Raw genomic sequence first — 16,311 nt, 5'->3', positions numbered from 1 at the left:
GTCCCCGAGCGGGCCATCAGACCAGCACGCGTTCGATGCCGCCGTGGTTCGCATCCTTCACGTAGTCCACCAGCCACTCGTCGCCCAGCACATGCTTGGCGATCTCCACGACGATATAGTCCGCCGTGATGTCGGCGTCGTCGTTATAACGCGACAGCCCTTGCAGGCACGACGGGCAGCTCGTCAGAATCTTGACGTCCTCGACCTTGCCGTCCGCGCGCAGCTTCGCCGCGCCCTTGCGCATCTCCTCTTCCTTGCGGAAGCGGATCTGCGTCGAGATGTCCGGACGCGTGACCGCCAGCGTGCCCGACTCACCGCAACACCGATCGTTCTTCTCGATCTTGTAGCCGTCGTGCTCGCTGCCCATCAACTGATTCACGAGCTTGACCGGATCCATCGTCTTGATCGGCGTGTGGCACGGGTCGTGATACATGTAGCGCGTACCGTTCACGCCTTCGAGCTTCACGTTCTTCTCGAGCAGGTATTCGTGGATGTCGACAATGCGGCAGCCCGGGAAGATCTTCTCGAATTCATAGCCCGCGAGCTGGTCGTAGCAAGTGCCGCACGACACGACCACGGTCTTGATATCGAGATAGTTCAGCGTGTTCGCCATGCGGTGGAACAGCACGCGATTGTCCGTCACGATCTTCTCGGCCTTCTCGCCCTGCCCCGAGCCGCGCTGCGGATACCCGCAGCACAGATAGCCCGGCGGCAGCACCGTCTGCACGCCCACATGCCAGAGCATCGCCTGCGTGGCGAGCCCGACCTGCGAGAACAGGCGCTCCGAGCCGCAGCCCGGGAAATAGAACACCGCTTCCGAATCGACCGTGGTGGTCTTCGGATTGCGAATGATCGGCACAACCTTGTTGTCTTCGATGTCGAGCAGTGCGCGCGCCGTCTTCTTCGGCAGGTTGCCCGGCATCTTCTTGTTGACGAAGTGGATCACTTCCTCGCGCAGCGGCGGCTTGCCCACCGTTGCAGGCGGACGTGCCGTCTGCTTCTTCGCGAGCTTCTTGAAGATGTCCGCGCCGAAACGCTGCGCCTTGTAACCCCAGTCGATCATCACCTTGCGAGTGATGTTGATCGTCTCCGGGTTCGTCGCGTTCAGGAAGAACATGCCGGCGGCCGCGCCCGGATTGAACTTCTTCTTGCCCATCTTGCGCAGCAGGTTGCGCATGTTCATCGTCACGTCGCCGAAGTCGATCTTCACCGGACACGGCGTCACGCACTTGTGGCACACCGTGCAGTGATCGGCCACGTCGTTGAACTCGTCCCAGTGCTTGATCGACACCCCGCGGCGCGTTTGCTCTTCGTACAGAAACGCCTCGATGAGCAGCGACGTTGCGAGAATCTTGTTGCGCGGGCTGTAAAGCAGGTTCGCGCGCGGCACGTGCGTGGCGCACACCGGCTTGCACTTGCCGCAGCGCAGGCAGTCTTTCACGCTGTCCGCGATCGCGCCGATATCCGACTGCTGCATGATCAGCGACTCATACCCCATCAGCCCGAAGCTGGGCGTATAGGCATTGCGCAGGTCGGCGGGCAGTTCCGGCATATCGAGCAGCTTGCCCTTGTTGAAGCGCCCTTCCGGATCCACGCGTTGCTTGTACGCGCGGAATTCGCCGATCTCGGCTTCCGTCAGGAACTCCAGCTTGGTAATGCCGATACCGTGTTCGCCCGAGATCACGCCATCGAGCGAACGGGCGATGGCCATGATGCGTGCCACCGCCTTGTGCGCATCCTGGAGCATCTCGTAGTTATCCGAGTTCACCGGGATGTTCGTGTGCACATTGCCGTCGCCCGCGTGCATGTGCAGCGCGACGAACACGCGGCCGTGCAGCACGCGCTTGTGAATCGCTTGCGCTTCCTCAAGGATCGGCTTGAACTCCGCGCCCGAGAAAATCTTGCGCAGTTCTCCGCGGATCTCCTGCTTCCACGACACGCGCACCGTACGATCCTGCAGCAAGTCGATGAGTCGGGTTTGCGGCTGCTTGCTCAGCCGATCGTTGAGCGCCACGTTGAGGTCGCGCACGCCGTGTCGGTTGAGCAGCGGAATCGCTTCGGCCAGCGGCAGTTCGAAATGATCGCGCAGGAACACCCAGCGCGCGCGCACGTCGCGCAGCAGCGTGAGTGCCGTTTGCACGCGATCTTCGAGCAGTTCGGCCGACGGAATCTCGTTCGCGTCATCCGTCTTGCCCAGCGGCAGATTGCCGGCGTCGAAGAAGACTTCGAGCGCATCGACCAGTTGCAGCTTGTTCTTGAGCGACAGCTCGATGTTGATGCGTTCGATGTGATCCGTGTACTCGCCCATGCGCGGCAGCGGAATCACCACGTCTTCATTGATCTTGAAGGCGTTGGTGTGGCGCGCGATGGCGGCGGTACGCGAGCGGTCGAGCCAGAACTTCTTGCGGGCTTCGGCCGACACCGCGACGAAACCTTCGCCGCTCTTGCCGTTGGCCATGCGAATCACTTCCGACGTCGCCTGAGCGACGGCGTTGTCATCGTCGCCAACGATATCGCCGATCAGCACCATCTTCGGGAACGCATTGCGCTTCGACTTCGTGGCGTAGCCCACGGCGCGCAGATAGCGTTCATCCAGATGCTCCAGGCCCGCCAGAATCGCGCCGCCGGCCGCCGTCTGCGCGAACATGTAGTCCTTGATCTCGACGATGCTCGGAATCGCTTCCTTCGCCTGGCCGAAGAACTCCAGGCATACCGTGCGCGTGTGCGCGGGCATCTTGTGCAGAATCCAGCGCGCGCTCGTGATCAGACCATCGCAGCCTTCCTTCTGAATGCCCGGCAGACCGGCGAGGAACTTGTCCGTCACATCCTTGCCGAGCCCTTCCTTACGGAAACGCTTGCCTTCGATGTCCAGTTTTTCCGTCTTGAGCAGCACGGCGCCCGGGGCGTAATTGCCGTCGAACCACGTCAACTCGAAGCGGGCGACCGGAATGTCGTGAATCTTGCCGAGATTGTGATCGAGACGGGTGACCTCGAGCCAATTGCCCTGCGGGTCGACCATGCGCCACCACGCGAGGTTATCGAGCGCGGTGCCCCACAGCACGGCCTTCTTGCCACCGGCGTTCATCGCCACGTTGCCACCGATGCACGATGCGTCGATCGACGTCGGGTCGACCGCGAACACCAGACCAGCCCGCTCGGCGGCCTCGGCCACACGACGCGTCACCACGCCGGCGCCCGAGAAAATCGTCGGCACCGGCTCGTCGACGCCCGGCAGCGCCGAGTACTCGACCTCATCGAGCTGCTCGAGCTTTTCCGTATTGATCACGGCCGAGAACGGCGTGAGCGGAATCGCGCCGCCCGTGTAGCCGGTGCCGCCTCCGCGCGGAATCACCGTCAGTCCCAATTCGAAGCAACCCTTCACCAGCGCCGCCATTTCGGCTTCGCTGTCCGGGGTGAGCACGACGAACGGATACTCCACGCGCCAGTCCGTCGCGTCCGTCACATGCGAAACGCGCGACAGACCGTCGAACTTGATGTTGTCATGCGCGGTCGTGCGACCGAGCACCTTCTTCGCGCGACGGCGCAGCTCGGCCATCTTCGCGAACTCCTCGGCGAAGTCTGCCACGGCGCGGCGTGCCGCCACCTCCAGTTGCTCCACACGGGCGGCGCGTTCGCGGCCGTTCGCATCGGCGTTCGCAGCCACATCCGCGCGGCGACGCTTGTCGATCTCGTTCAGACGATGGTCCAGCGCGTCGATCAGCAGCTTGCGGCGCTTCGGATTATCGAGCAGGTCGTCCTGCAGATACGGATTGCGGCGAACCACCCAGATATCGCCGAGTACCTCGTAGAGCATGCGGGCCGAGCGGCCGGTGCGGCGCTCCGCGCGGAGTTCGTCGAGGATGTGCCAGGCGTCGGCGCCCAGCAGGCGCATAACGATTTCGCGGTCCGAAAACGACGTGTAGTTGTAGGGGATCTCGCGCAGTCGCGGCGGCTGGGCGGCGAGTGCATGCTTGGCGTCGTGCGGCTCGAAGGCGGGCAAGGGTGCGTTCATCTTGTCGGGCTCGTCAATGCGGCGGTGCATCCGCCGTCGGCGTTCGTCTCGCGAGACGCGCCGAAAGTCAAAATCGGGTAAGCGCAATGGATGCCGGCGGCAAGCGCGACGGGTGCGCGCGGGCCGGCAACAGACGATCTGCGGTCAACGAGATCGACGACTGCCGTGCGAAGACGTCGATGACGAATCGTGTCCGATCATCGCGTAGAAACACAGGGGGGTGAGGCAGTTCGTGCGCATGCCCAGATCTTTCTTCCGGCTTGGGAACAGGTTGGTAGGGGAATGTAGCCAGAATTGTACTTCATTGCACCGCAACACGTCGGCACCGCGCCGAATTCGCCGCGAGGCGCGAGATTCCCCTCCTTCCCGACGCTCCGGCGCGTTCACTGCCGCGTTGACCGCCCCTACACGAGCGCCGGCCCCTTCGCATTCCCGCCCTATCGCCGCCCTATCGCCGACCTTCCTGCTGATCGCTATATCCGAATGGATACAACGACTTATGACACACGCCTGCGCTGAAACTTTCACCGAATGGGAGTATGTTTTGCCGATCCCCGGTCTCTCCACCCGTCAAGAGGTGTCTCTATGGTCTCGTTTCAACTGAACGGCCGTGTCGTGCAGGTCGATGTCGACCCGGCCACTCCCCTGCTCTGGACCCTGCGCGACGCGCTCAACATGACCGGCACCAAGTTCGGTTGCGGCATGGCGCTGTGCGGCGCGTGCACCGTGCATCTCGACGGTGCGCCCATCCGAAGCTGCATCACCCCGGTCTCCGCCGTCGCGGGAAAGGCCATCACCACCATTGAAAACGTCGGGGCGGACGCCGTCGGGCGTGCTGTGCAGAACGCCTGGGTCAAGCACGACGTGCCCCAGTGCGGCTACTGCCAGAGCGGCCAGATCATGTCCGCCACGGCGTTGCTGCGCGAGAACAAACAGCCCAACGACGAACAGATCGACGCCGCCATGTCCGGCAACATCTGCCGTTGCGGCACCTACGCCCGCATTCGTGCGGCGATCAAAGACGCTGCGGCGTCGCTGGCCTGAGGCGAGGAGATACCCATGCGTGAACTTCGCTTTTCCCCGCGCCCTGGCGTCGCCGTGGGCGACTTCGCCGGCCTGACGCGCCGAGTGTTTCTCAAGACCTCGGCGCTTGCGGCCGGTGGCCTCATGCTCGAAATGTCGCTGCCCGGCGCCATGCGAACAGCCAGCGCCCAGGGCGCGGCCGCCACGCCCGTCGTGCCCTCGGCCTTCGTGCGCATTGCGCCGGACGACACGGTCACCATCCAGGTCAACCGCCTCGATTTCGGACAAGGCGTACAGACGGCGCTGCCCATGCTCGTCGCCGAAGAACTCGATTGCGACTGGGCCAAAGTGCGCAGCGAGCTTGCGCCGGCGGCCGACGTCTACAAAGACCCCGTGTTCGGCATCCAGATGACGGGGGGCTCGGGCTCCGTCGCGCATTCGTGGCTGCAATACCGGCGCATTGGCGCATCTGCTCGGGCCATGCTCATCGCGGCCGCGGCGCAGCAGTGGAAAGTGCCGGCGGCGCAGTTGCGCACCGAGAACGGCGTCGTGCTCGGCCCGAACGGCCAGCGCGCCACGTACGGCAGTCTTGCCGCGCGCGCGCAGGCGCAGCCGGTGCCGGCCGATGTCGCGCTCAAGGAACCTTCGGCGTTCCGCCTACTTGGCAAGCCAACGGGACGGCTCGACGCGCGGGCCAAGTCCATGGGCGTGCCGATGTACGGCATGGACTTCAAGCTGCCGAACCTGAAAGTTGCTGTCGTTGCTCGCCCGCCCGTGTTCGGTGCCAAAGTGAAGCAGTTCGACGCCAAAGCTGCGCGGGCGGTCAAGGGCGTGCGCGATGTCCTTGAGATCCCGGACGACCGGGGCGGCACCGCCGTGGCCGTCATTGCCGATGGCTACTGGCAGGCCAAGACCGGGCGCGACGCGCTCAAGGCCACGTGGGACACGACGGGCGTCGAGCATGTCGACACGACCGCCCAACTGGCCAAATATGTGGAAATGGCCAAGACGCCGGGCACGGTCGCGATCGACGCGGACATCTCCAAGCTCAAGGGTGCGCCCAAGACCCTCGTTGCCGAATACCACTTCCCGTACCTGGCGCACGCGCCTATGGAGCCGCTCAACTGCACCGTGCAGCTTTCCGACAAGGGCGCGCAAGTGTGGACCGGCACACAGTTCCAGACCGTCGACCAGGCCGCCATTGCGCGCACGCTCGACCTCAAGCCCGAGCAGGTCAAACTGCACACGCTCATGGCGGGTGGCGGATTTGGCCGCCGCGCGGTCCCGACGTCCGACTATGGCGTCGAGGCGGCCCAGGTGGCGAAAGCGTGGCGGCGTGCGGGGCATCGTGAGCCGGTGAAAGTGATCTGGAGCCGGGAAGACGACATCCGTGGCGGTTACTACCGTCCGATGTACGTCCATCGTGCCGAGATCGGCCTGGATGCCAAGGGCAACGTGCTGGCGTGGGATCACACCATCGTGGGTCAGTCGATTTTACAGGGCACGCCGTTCGAAAAGATGATGGTCAAGAACGGCATCGACGGCACCAGCGTCGAGGGCGTTGCGGGCACCCCATATGCGGTGCCGTTGCGGCTCACGTTGCACAGTCCGCAGGTCAACGTGCCGGTGCTGTGGTGGCGATCCGTGGGCAACACGCATACGGCGTACGTCATGGAAACATTGATAGACGAACTATCGAAGGAAGCGGGTCAGGACCCGGTGGCGTATCGGTATGGGTTGATGGGAGATAAGCATCCTCGGCACCGGGAGGCGTTGGCGTTGGCGGTTGAACGTTCCGGCTATGGAAAGACGCAGTTACCGCCGGGCCAGGCGTGGGGTGTGGCGGTGCATGAGTCGTTTGATTCCGTGGTGGCGTACGTCGTAGTGGCTGAGATGCGCAATGATTCACCGCGTTTGGTGAGTGTGACGGCGGGGGTGCATTGCAATTTCGCGGTCAATCCGTTGACGGTGGCGGCGCAGGTCGAGGGAGCGGCCTTGATGGGATTGGGGATGACGATACCGGGCGCGGCGATCACGATGAAGGATGGAGAAGTTGAGCAGAGCAACTTCCATCAATACATGGTGGCGCGTTTGCCCGACATGCCGGCCATCAGTGTGCACATTGTGGGTTCGGGGGATGCGCCGACGGGGATGGGAGAGCCGGGGTTGCCGCCGTTGGCGCCGGCGTATGCGAATGCGGTATTCGCGTTGACGGGAAAGCGGATGCGGGCGTTGCCGTTCGACCTGACGAAGGCGTAACGGAAAGGGAGGCGAGGCGTAGCGCAAGCGCGCGTCGGGCGGGTTGGGCTTGGGGGAGCGTGACGGTGGGCCGGACCGGGGCCCCTTTCTGCAGCGAGTTGGGTTTATGTCTGAGAGGCGGAAAGGGGCCCCGGTCCGGCCTCTCGGGCATAGGAAGAAGGAAGCGCGTGGCATGACCACCGGTGTGTGTGTCAGTCCAGGCGTCAGCCCGGTCGTCAGCCAATGAGCAGGTGTTTAAAGGGCGCAAAGATGCCGTGCCAAAACGACTCGGGCACGCGCAGCATCAGAAACGTGACGGCGACATAGCGAAGCGTTTTGCCGACGGCGATATAGAAGAGGCATTCGCGCCAGGAGAGTCGCAGCCATCCGGCGAGGGTACAGAACGGGTCGCCGACCACGGGTAGCCAGGACAGCAGGAGCAGGGGTGGGCCGAAGCGGCGCATCCAGCGGTGATAGCGCTCATTCATCGGGGCTTGTCCGTTGGGGCGCTTCGTGCTGGCGGGCTCTGGCATCGGGCCGCCCGCGAGTGCGGCGGTACGGGCGTGCGCGCGTCGGCGGGCTTTCAGGCGAACGAAGCCGCGGCGAGCGGCGAAGCCCATCCACCAGTCGAGCATGCCACCCGCGGTATTGCCTATGCTGGCCACCGCGATGGCGGTCCAGAGCATATGTGGATTGAGCGTCACGTAGCCGAACAGTGCGGGCTCCGAGCCCATGGGCAGAAGCGTGGCCGACAGAAACGACACCAGGAAAATGGCCGGCAGGCCGATGCCGGGCAGGGCCAGCACGCCGAGCAGCCAGGTGATGAACGACTCCATGCAACTCCGGGAAAAGACAAAAACGACCGAAAAAATGGCGGCAAACCTGCCACCATGACCGACCGGACGGTCGGCACATCCCGCGAGAGGGTACACGCACACGTTTGGCAGAAACAAAAAGTCTGGCGCATAATGCACGACCATGACCCGATCCTCGACGCCGCCCGTGGCCATTCTACTGGCAGGCGGACTCGGTACCCGCTTCGATGCGGCAGGGCGCAGGAACAAGCTGCTCGCGCCGCTGCCTGGCGATCCCCTGAACCGACCCGTTGCCCTCGCCAGCGCCCACGCGCTGCTGGCGGTGTTGCCGCGCGTCATCGCCGTGGTGCGCCCGGACTCGGCCGAGTTGGAGAGCCTGCTGTTGCAAGCCGGGTGTGAAGTTGTCATGAGCCACGCCACCCAACGCGGCATGGGTGCAACGCTTGCCGCCGGCATCCGGTCCGGCGTCGACGAAGCGCCGCCCTCGGGGCTCGACCATCTCGACGGCTGGCTCATCGCGCTGGCCGACATGCCCTACATTCATCCGAACACCATTCGCGCGATTGCCGGCGGACTCACGTCGCCCGACGCCATCGTCGCCCCGAGGTACCAGGGACAACGCGGCCACCCCGTCGCGTTCGGATCCGCCTTGACACCGCGCCTGAGCGCCCTCGATGGCGACATCGGCGCGCGCGACCTGTTGATTAGCGGGCACATTACGATCGTCGATGTCGACGACGCCGGAATCGTGCGCGACATCGACACCCCAGACGACCTTCGCTAGGGCGCGCACTCTCCTTTCCCGTTTTTTCCCGAGAAACCAAGCGCGACCGCCCCGGCGGACGTGCTGGTCTATCATTGTCCTTTCGTTCCTCGATGTGCCTAACCTGAAGAAGCCTTAAATCATGTCCGACGCAGCTCCCGACTATCTGAAGAAGATTCTGACCGCCAAAGTCTACGACGTCGCCAAAGAAAGCGAACTCGAACTCGCACGCACGCTCTCCATGCGTCTGCACAATCGAATTTATCTCAAGCGCGAAGACAACCAGACGGTGTTCTCCTTCAAGATTCGGGGTGCATACAACAAGATGGCCAACCTGAGCGAAGCCGACCGCGAGCGCGGCGTGCTCACCGCATCGGCGGGCAATCACGCGCAAGGCGTCGCTTACTCTGCTGCGCGCCTGGGCTGCAAGGCCGTCATCGTCATGCCCGTCACCACGCCGCAGGTGAAAATCGAGGCCGTGAAAACCCACGGCGGGCGCGCCGTCGAAGTCGTGCTCGCGGGCGACTCCTACAGCGACGCCTACGCCCACGCGATGACATTGCAAGAAGAGCGCGGCCTGACCTTCGTGCCCCCGTTCGACGACCCCGACGTCATCGCCGGCCAGGGCACCATCGCCATGGAAATTCTGCGCCAGCACCAGGGACCGCTGCATGCCATCTTCGTGCCCATCGGCGGTGGCGGCCTGGCCGCGGGCGTGGCGGCCTACGTCAAAGCCGTGCGGCCCGAGATCAAAGTCATTGGCGTGCAATCCGTCGACTCCGACGCCATGGCCCAATCGATCCACGCCGGCGAACGTGTCCTGCTGAGCGACGTCGGCCTCTTCGCCGATGGCACCGCCGTCAAATACGTCGGCGCCGAGACCTTCCGCCTGTGCGCGGCCTATCTCGACGAAGTCGTGCGCGTGGACACCGACCAACTTTGCGCCGCCATCAAAGACGTCTTCCAGGACACCCGCAGCGTGCTCGAACCGTCGGGCGCCTTGTCCGTGGCCGGGGCCAAGCTCTACACCGAGCGCGAAAAGCTCAAAGGCGAAACGCTCGTCGCGATCACCTCCGGCGCCAACATGAACTTCGACCGTCTGCGCTTCGTGGCCGAGCGTGCCGAAGTCGGTGAAGCCCGCGAAGCCGTGTTCGCCGTCACCATTCCCGAAGCGCGCGGCAGCTTCAAGCGCTTCACCGAAGTGGTGGGCAACCGCAACGTGACCGAGTTCAACTATCGCATCAGCGAAGCGTCGAGCGCCCACATCTTCGTGGGTATCCAGATGCACAACCGCGACGAAGGCGAGCGCATCAAAGCCGGCTTCGAACGCCACGGCTTTCCCACGCTCGACCTGTCCAACGACGAACTCTCCAAGCAGCACATCCGCTACATGGTCGGCGGCCGCTCCACACTCGCCAGCCATGAAGTGCTGTACCGCTTCCAGTTCCCGGAGCGTCCGGGCGCGCTGATGACTTTCCTCTCGGCCATGAGCCCGAACTGGAACATCAGCCTGTTCCACTACCGCAACCAGGGGGCCGACTACAGCAATATCCTCGTGGGGATCCAGGTGCCCGACAACGAGAAGGCCGCGTTCCGCGACTTCCTCGCCACGCTCGGCTATCCTTACTGGGACGAGAGCGACAACCCGGTCTACAAGCTGTTCCTCGCGTAAGCCGGCCCGATAGACGCCGCCGCTCACCGCCTCACGACAGGAGTTTCGCTGCCACCATGCCGATCACGCTCGAGAACAAACTCGTTGTCGCGATATCCTCGCGCGCGCTGTTCGACTTCGAAGAAGAGAACCGCGTGTACGAGGCCGGGGTGGCCGGCGGCGACGACCGATCGTACCGGCAGTACCAGCTCGACCGCCTCGACGTGCCCGCACGCGTCGGCGTCGCCTTCCCGCTCGTGCAGAAGCTCCTCGCCTTCAACCAGGGCAACGAGATCGACAACCACCGCGTGGAAGTCGTCGTCCTCTCGCGCAACGATCCCGTGAGCGGCATGCGCGTGTTTCGTTCGGCGCGTCAGGTCGACCTCAAGATCGAGCGCGGCGTGTTCACACGCGGGCGCGATCCGTTCGGTTATCTCAATGCGTTGGGCGCGCACCTGTTTCTCTCCGCGAACGAGCGCGACGTGCGCAGTGCGCTGGTGGCCGGATTTCCTTCCGCGCGCGTCTATCCCGACTCGGCGAAAAAAGCCGAGCTGCATCCCGACGAAATCCGCATCGCCTTCGACGGCGACGCCGTGCTCTTCTCCGACGAAGCCGAACGGGTCTTCCAGCGCAACGGCCTCGACGCGTTCCAGCAGCACGAGACCGAACGTGCCGCGACCCCGCTGCCGCCGGGTCCGTTCAAGCCGCTGTTGCAGGCCCTGCATCGCCTGCAAAGCCTGGCGGGCCACGAAGTGCCGGTCAAAATCCGCACGGCGCTGGTCACGGCGCGCTCGGCCCCGGCCCACGAGCGGGCCATCCGCACGCTGATGGACTGGAAAATCGACATCGACGAGGCGATGTTCCTGGGTGGGCTCGACAAGGGCGCGTTCCTGCGCGAATTCGAGCCCGATTTCTTCTTTGACGATCAGACACGCCACTGCGAGTCCGCCGCGCGGGTGAGCCCGACCGGACACGTTATCAGCGGCATTGCCAACCATGACCACGCCTGACCAATCTCCGCTCGGCAAGGAAGTTGCCTACACCGAGCAATACGACCCGTCCCTGCTCTTCGCGATCGCCCGTGCCCCGGCGCGCGCGGCCATCGGCGTACCCGACGTCCTGCCGTTCTTCGGCGCGGACATCTGGAACGGCTACGAACTCTCGTGGCTCAATGAAAAGGGCAAGCCGCAGATCGCGCTGCTCACGGCCATGGTGCCGGCCGACTCGCCGAACATCATCGAATCGAAATCGTTCAAGCTTTATCTCGGCTCGTTCGCCCAGACCAAGCTGGCGAATGCCGATGCCGCACGGGCGCTGATTCAGCAGGATCTGTCCGAAGCCGCAGGCGCGGCGGTGCAGGTGCGTCTCGTCGAGCCGGGTGGCTTCGCCAAACTCGAACTCGACGAACTTGACGGCCTGCTCGTCGACCGGCTCGATATCGACACGGATATTTATTCGCCGGATGCGACCTTGCTCAAGGCCGCACAGGGCGAAGCGCCTGTGGAGGAAACCCTCGTCTCGAACCTGCTCAAGTCCAACTGCCCGGTGACGGGACAACCCGACTGGGGCAGTCTGCAGATTCGCTACGTTGGCCCGCCCATCGATCAGGAAGGGCTGCTGAAGTACGTGATTTCGTACCGACGCCACACCGGCTTCCACGAGCAATGTGTGGAGGGCATCTTCATGGACATCCTGCGTCAGTGCCAACCGAGCCAACTGGCCGTGTACGCACGCTACACGCGACGCGGCGGGCTCGACATCAACCCGTTCCGCACCAACTTCACGTTGCCGATGCCGGACAACGCCCGCACGGCTCGCCAATAAGTCGGGGGCGAAAAAAAGCGACGGGTTGATGGGGCCCGTCGCCAATCCACGCACATCAAAAGGGGCTCAGCGCATGAAGCTGACCCGGGCCATCATCCGGCGGGCCGCGTTGCCCACGTTGGCATACTGGGGTCGACCGCCGCAGCGGTGCAGCGTTTCCTTCATGGCGCGATAGGCCGCGTCGAACTGGCGCAACTCGATCAGGCACTCGCCAACGCGATACATCGGGCCGGGCGACGCCTCGTCCAACAACGCCGCCGCCATGAACAGCGACAGTGCCGCCTTCGGTTCACCGAGCCGTTGCACCGAGAGCGCCAGCGCCACCGCGTAGTCGGCCTGGAGCGGACACGCCGACAACAGCGGTGCGAAGCACTCGATTGCCTGCGCGTAGTCGCCACGCTCGTAAGCACCATAGCCGCAGCGATACGCGGCATCGCACTGCATCGCGTCCCACGCGCCGGGACTCGGCATGCCCATCGCCGCCTGCTGCTTTTGTGCGTCGCGTACCACTGCGAGCGCCTCGTCGATCTCCTTGGCGATATGCTGCGACGATGGCCGCTTGTCCTGGGGAATCTCGAACGTGCTCACGCGCGGTGTCCTCCCATGGTCGACTCGAATCGCGCCGGTTCGCTCAGTTCCATATCTTCCCGTGCGGCACGACGCTTCGCCGCGGCATAGCACACCTGACTGAGGCCATACGTCACCAGCATGCCCCCCAGGGCGCCCACGCTCCCACCGAAGCCATTTCCCAGCCATCCGACCCCGGACTCCCGAGAGGCGCTGCCGACCGGCTTATTGGCCTCGACGCAGACGTAGACGGCGGTCGCGAGCCCCGCCAATCCGAATACGAGCGTTGCCAGCCCCACGAGCCCACTGGTACATCCCGCCGTGTTGATGTGGCTCGCGCTTTGAGACCGCGAACGGACGTCGTCTGGCGTTGGCGGAAAATCTATCGCGGCCTGCAGCATATCGACCGCATCGACGTCCGTCCGGGGTGCTTGCATCGTCGGCGCGCTTCCGGAAATTGCTCCTAGTGTCACAGTCCACCTCCTCTTGGGTTAGGAGATTGAAGACTGCGCGCTCGCGACGACGCCCGCCATCGAAGCCAAACCGCAAACTTTGTGAAACGGGTACTGAAGTGTCCGTCAATGCATAGCCCGCATGTCGCGGGCCTTATGCGGCAGGCTTCTTGTATGCCACGCAGTCCACTTCCACCTTGCAGTCGATCACCATGCTCGACACCACGCAGGCGCGCGCGGGCGGATGATCGCCGAAGTATTCCTTGAACACCTTGTTGAACGACGCGAAGTCACGCGGGTCGTCGAGCCACACGCCAATGCGCATCACATGCTCGGGTCCGTAACCGGCTTCGGTGAGAATCGCCAGCATGTTCCGGATGGCCTGATGCGACTGTGCAACGATGCCCCCGTCGATCACTTCGCCGTCTTTCATCGGGGTCTGACCCGAGACGAACAGAAAGCCGTCAGCTTCGGTCGCGCGTGCGAACGGCATGCGTTGCCCGCCTGTGCCCTGCCCGCCTTCTACGCCATATCGTTTGATGCTCATCATTGCTCCTTTCGACTAAACGGTTTCATTTCCACTCATTCAAAGCGCCGGCTGCGGCGTGCCGCGACGCACGAAGCGGCCTGCGCGCGCATTCTGCGTGGGCGCGCGATCCTGCCAAGCCAGCACGCCGTTGACCCAAACCGCCGCAATACCGTACGCAGGCTGCATGGGATCGGTGAAGGTCGCGGCATCGGCCACGGTGGCCGGATCGAACAGCACCAGGTCGGCCCAATACCCCTCGCGCACCAGCCCCCGGTCCGTCAGCCCAAAGCGCTCGGCGGAGAGCCCCGTCATCTTGTGGACGGCCTCGGCCAGCGGGAACAACTGCTGCTCGCGGCTGTAGCGACCGAGCACACGCGGGAAGGCGCCCCACAGACGCGGATGCGGCAACGGGTCGTTCGGCAGCCCGTCGGAGCCGACGACCGTTGCCGGGTGCCGCAGAATGCGCCGCACATCGTCTTCCTCCATGCAGTGATACACCGCGCCCGCCGGTTGCAGACGCTTCGCGGCCTCCATCAGGTCGACGCCCCACTCGGCCGCGATCGTCGCGAGCAGCTTGCCGCCCTGTTCCGGATGCGGCTGCGACCACGTAACGAGAATGTCGAAGTCGTCCGTCACCTGCTTGAGGTCGAGCGTCGACGAACTGGCCGTGTACGGATAGCAGTCGCAGCCGACCGGCTGGAAGCGCTGCGCCTGGTCGAGCGCGTCGAGAATCTCCTTGCTGCGCCCCCAGTTATCGACGCCCGCGCACTTCAGGTGCGAGACGACGACCGGCACGCGGGCATGACGGCCGATGCGGAAGGCTTCATCAAGCGCTTCGAGAATCTCGGCGAACTCTGTGCGCAGGTGCGTCGCGTAGAGACCGCCCGCAGCGGCGAGCGGCTCGGCGAGCGCGAGCACTTCCTCGGTCGGCGCGGCATTCGCGTTCGCGTAGGCCAGTCCCGTCGACAACCCCAACGCGCCGTGCTCGAGCGCTTCGCGCAATTGGGCGCGCATGCCTTCGATTTCGGCCTCGGTCGCGGGCCGGTCGAGGCGGTCCATATGGTTGCTGCGCAGCGCCGTGTGACCGATGAGCGCCGCCACATTGATCGCGGGCTGCGCGGCTTCGAGCGCGGTAACGTAGGCGGCGAAGGTCGGATACTGGAATGCGTCGGCGTCGCCCAGCAGGTTCATCGGATCGGGCGGATCGCCCCTGAGCGTGACCGGCGCCGCGCTGATGCCGCAGTTGCCGACGACGACCGTCGTCACGCCCTGCGAGAGCTTCGGCGTCATGTCGGGCGTGCGCACGACGTTCGTGTCGTCGTGCGTATGTACGTCGATGAACCCCGGGCTCAACACCTGGCCGTCGCCGCGAATCTGTTGCGCGGCGTGCCAGCCGGCGAGCGCACCGGCCGGGGCGATCGTTTGGATGCGGCCGTCGCGCAGCGCGACGTCGAAGCGCGCGTCGGTCATGGGCGCGCCGGAGCCGTCCGCCAGACGCACGTTGGTGATGAGGGTGTCGACCGTTCGGTTCGCGAGGCAGTCAGTCATGTCAGTCTCCCAGGGGCTGGCGATCGCCGCCGCCCCGATGCGTATCGAGCACGTACTTGATCCGCCGCAACAGCGCCTGGCTCTGCGGCTTGGCGAGCAACGCCAGTTCCGTGGCCAGCACGTCCATCGCCAGCAGCATCGCGTAGCGCGACGACGACGGCTTGAAAATGAAATCCGTTTCCAGCGCACGGATCGGCAGCACCTCGTCGGCCAGCGCCGCGAGCGGCGAGCCGGTCGCCGTGACCGCCACCACCTGCGCGCCGTACTCGCGGGCGATCTCGCAGGCCGAGACCAGCTCCGGCGTGTGGCCGCTCACCGAGAAGGCGAGCACCACGTCGTCGCGCCCGAGCGTGCTGGCAACCATGCGGGCGAGCACGGCGTCCTGATAGGTCGCGACCGGGCGTCCGAGCCGGACAAGCCGGTAACGCGCTTCATCGGCCATCAGCGACGAGCCGCCCCCCATTCCGAACGCGTACACCATGCGCGCCGACAGCAACCGGGCCGCCGCGCGACGCGCGGTGTCCGGCTTGATGAGGCTGCGATGCAACTGCAACGTGGTCTGGATATCGTCGGCAATGCGGTCGATGGTTTCCGTCGAGCCGTCCGGCCCGCTCGCCGCGTTCGCGCCGAAAAAGCGCTGTCCGACGACGGCGGCTTGCGCCAGACGCAGCTTGAGATCGCGCACGTCGCGGCAGCCCATCGCCTTGGCGAAACGCGTCACGCTCGCCTCGCTCACGCCCGCGCGCTCGGCCAGCACGTTGATCGACACCGCTGCCGCGCCGGCGACATCGTCCAGCACCACCTGCGCGACCTTGCGCTCCGCCTGGCTCAGCGCGTCGGTGCGCTCGGCAACGCGCGTCACGATATCGAAGGTTTCGGGCATCTCTCG

Annotated in this window: 13 protein-coding genes; 6 read left to right on the top strand and 7 right to left on the bottom strand. The window is 64.8% G+C overall.

The annotated features are described in order from the left end of the window. Positions 1–16 precede the first annotated feature (16 nt). A complete protein-coding gene (locus PCE31106_RS03745; RefSeq protein ID WP_150562431.1) occupies positions 17–4,012 on the bottom strand; it encodes a DUF3683 domain-containing protein in 3,996 nt (1,331 codons plus the stop codon). A 585-nt stretch (positions 4,013–4,597) separates the two neighbouring features. On the opposite strand from PCE31106_RS03745, the gene PCE31106_RS03740 reads away from it, so the two are divergent. Next, positions 4,598–5,056, top strand: coding sequence for a (2Fe-2S)-binding protein (locus PCE31106_RS03740; RefSeq protein ID WP_017235561.1), 459 nt, complete (start codon positions 4,598–4,600; stop codon positions 5,054–5,056). 15 nt (positions 5,057–5,071) lie between these two features. Beyond that, positions 5,072–7,294, top strand: coding sequence for a xanthine dehydrogenase family protein molybdopterin-binding subunit (locus PCE31106_RS03735; RefSeq protein WP_254440891.1), 2,223 nt, complete (start codon positions 5,072–5,074; stop codon positions 7,292–7,294). Between the two features lie 215 nt (positions 7,295–7,509). On the opposite strand, the gene PCE31106_RS03730 is transcribed toward PCE31106_RS03735, so the two are convergent. Continuing rightward, a complete protein-coding gene (locus PCE31106_RS03730) occupies positions 7,510–8,109 on the bottom strand; it encodes a YqaA family protein (protein ID WP_150562430.1) in 600 nt (199 codons plus the stop codon). 142 nt (positions 8,110–8,251) lie between these two features. Between PCE31106_RS03730 and PCE31106_RS03725 the strand changes: the two genes are divergently transcribed. The 4 genes from PCE31106_RS03725 to queF all read left to right on the top strand — a co-directional run bounded on the left by PCE31106_RS03725 (position 8,252) and on the right by queF (position 12,326). Beyond that, complete coding sequence (locus tag PCE31106_RS03725) at positions 8,252–8,872, top strand: nucleotidyltransferase family protein (RefSeq protein WP_150562429.1); 621 nt, start codon at positions 8,252–8,254, stop codon at positions 8,870–8,872. 121 nt (positions 8,873–8,993) lie between these two features. Continuing rightward, complete coding sequence (ilvA, locus tag PCE31106_RS03720; RefSeq protein WP_150562428.1) at positions 8,994–10,523, top strand: threonine ammonia-lyase, biosynthetic; 1,530 nt, start codon at positions 8,994–8,996, stop codon at positions 10,521–10,523. A 56-nt stretch (positions 10,524–10,579) separates the two neighbouring features. Continuing rightward, a complete protein-coding gene (locus PCE31106_RS03715; protein ID WP_017235556.1) occupies positions 10,580–11,512 on the top strand; it encodes a 5'-nucleotidase in 933 nt (310 codons plus the stop codon). After that, positions 11,499–12,326 carry an NADPH-dependent 7-cyano-7-deazaguanine reductase QueF gene (gene queF / locus PCE31106_RS03710; protein ID WP_150562427.1) on the top strand — a complete coding sequence of 276 codons (828 nt, stop codon included), beginning with the start codon at positions 11,499–11,501 and terminating at the stop codon, positions 12,324–12,326. Before PCE31106_RS03715 ends, queF begins: the two co-directional genes overlap by 14 nt. Positions 12,327–12,392: 66 nt before the next feature. Here the strand turns inward: queF and PCE31106_RS03705 are convergent, their stop codons facing one another. The 5 genes from PCE31106_RS03705 to PCE31106_RS03685 all read right to left on the bottom strand — a co-directional run bounded on the left by PCE31106_RS03705 (position 12,393) and on the right by PCE31106_RS03685 (position 16,305). After that, complete coding sequence (locus PCE31106_RS03705; RefSeq protein ID WP_150562426.1) at positions 12,393–12,914, bottom strand: hypothetical protein; 522 nt, start codon at positions 12,912–12,914, stop codon at positions 12,393–12,395. Further along, a complete protein-coding gene (locus PCE31106_RS03700) occupies positions 12,911–13,330 on the bottom strand; it encodes a hypothetical protein (RefSeq protein ID WP_150562425.1) in 420 nt (139 codons plus the stop codon). Before PCE31106_RS03700 ends, PCE31106_RS03705 begins: the two co-directional genes overlap by 4 nt. Positions 13,331–13,499: 169 nt before the next feature. Beyond that, the gene (locus tag PCE31106_RS03695; protein ID WP_198288736.1) at positions 13,500–13,892 is read right to left on the bottom strand and encodes a RidA family protein; all 393 of its coding nucleotides are present in this window, start codon (positions 13,890–13,892) and stop codon (positions 13,500–13,502) included. 39 nt (positions 13,893–13,931) lie between these two features. Next, positions 13,932–15,422 (bottom strand): N-acyl-D-amino-acid deacylase family protein, encoded by a 1,491-nt coding sequence (locus PCE31106_RS03690; protein WP_150562424.1) that lies wholly within the window; start codon positions 15,420–15,422, stop codon positions 13,932–13,934. A gap of 1 nt (position 15,423) precedes the next feature. Next, positions 15,424–16,305 (bottom strand): MurR/RpiR family transcriptional regulator, encoded by an 882-nt coding sequence (locus tag PCE31106_RS03685; RefSeq protein WP_017235550.1) that lies wholly within the window; start codon positions 16,303–16,305, stop codon positions 15,424–15,426. Positions 16,306–16,311 lie beyond the last annotated feature (6 nt).

The organism is Pandoraea cepalis, from assembly GCF_902459665.1.
GTDB lineage: Bacteria > Pseudomonadota > Gammaproteobacteria > Burkholderiales > Burkholderiaceae > Pandoraea > Pandoraea cepalis.
The sequence above is the reverse complement of the archived record's forward strand: the minus strand, read 5'-3'. Positions and strand labels throughout refer to the sequence as shown.

Coding starts and splice junctions, on each gene's coding strand:
- PCE31106_RS03745 (WP_150562431.1), bottom strand. CDS start 4,012: ATGAACGCACCCTTGCCCGCCTTCGAGCCGCACGACGCCAAGCATGCA.
- PCE31106_RS03740 (WP_017235561.1), top strand. CDS start 4,598: ATGGTCTCGTTTCAACTGAACGGCCGTGTCGTGCAGGTCGATGTCGAC.
- PCE31106_RS03735 (WP_254440891.1), top strand. CDS start 5,072: ATGCGTGAACTTCGCTTTTCCCCGCGCCCTGGCGTCGCCGTGGGCGAC.
- PCE31106_RS03730 (WP_150562430.1), bottom strand. CDS start 8,109: ATGGAGTCGTTCATCACCTGGCTGCTCGGCGTGCTGGCCCTGCCCGGC.
- PCE31106_RS03725 (WP_150562429.1), top strand. CDS start 8,252: ATGACCCGATCCTCGACGCCGCCCGTGGCCATTCTACTGGCAGGCGGA.
- ilvA (WP_150562428.1), top strand. CDS start 8,994: ATGTCCGACGCAGCTCCCGACTATCTGAAGAAGATTCTGACCGCCAAA.
- PCE31106_RS03715 (WP_017235556.1), top strand. CDS start 10,580: ATGCCGATCACGCTCGAGAACAAACTCGTTGTCGCGATATCCTCGCGC.
- queF (WP_150562427.1), top strand. CDS start 11,499: ATGACCACGCCTGACCAATCTCCGCTCGGCAAGGAAGTTGCCTACACC.
- PCE31106_RS03700 (WP_150562425.1), bottom strand. CDS start 13,330: ATGCAAGCACCCCGGACGGACGTCGATGCGGTCGATATGCTGCAGGCC.
- PCE31106_RS03695 (WP_198288736.1), bottom strand. CDS start 13,892: ATGAGCATCAAACGATATGGCGTAGAAGGCGGGCAGGGCACAGGCGGG.
- PCE31106_RS03690 (WP_150562424.1), bottom strand. CDS start 15,422: ATGACTGACTGCCTCGCGAACCGAACGGTCGACACCCTCATCACCAAC.
- PCE31106_RS03685 (WP_017235550.1), bottom strand. CDS start 16,305: ATGCCCGAAACCTTCGATATCGTGACGCGCGTTGCCGAGCGCACCGAC.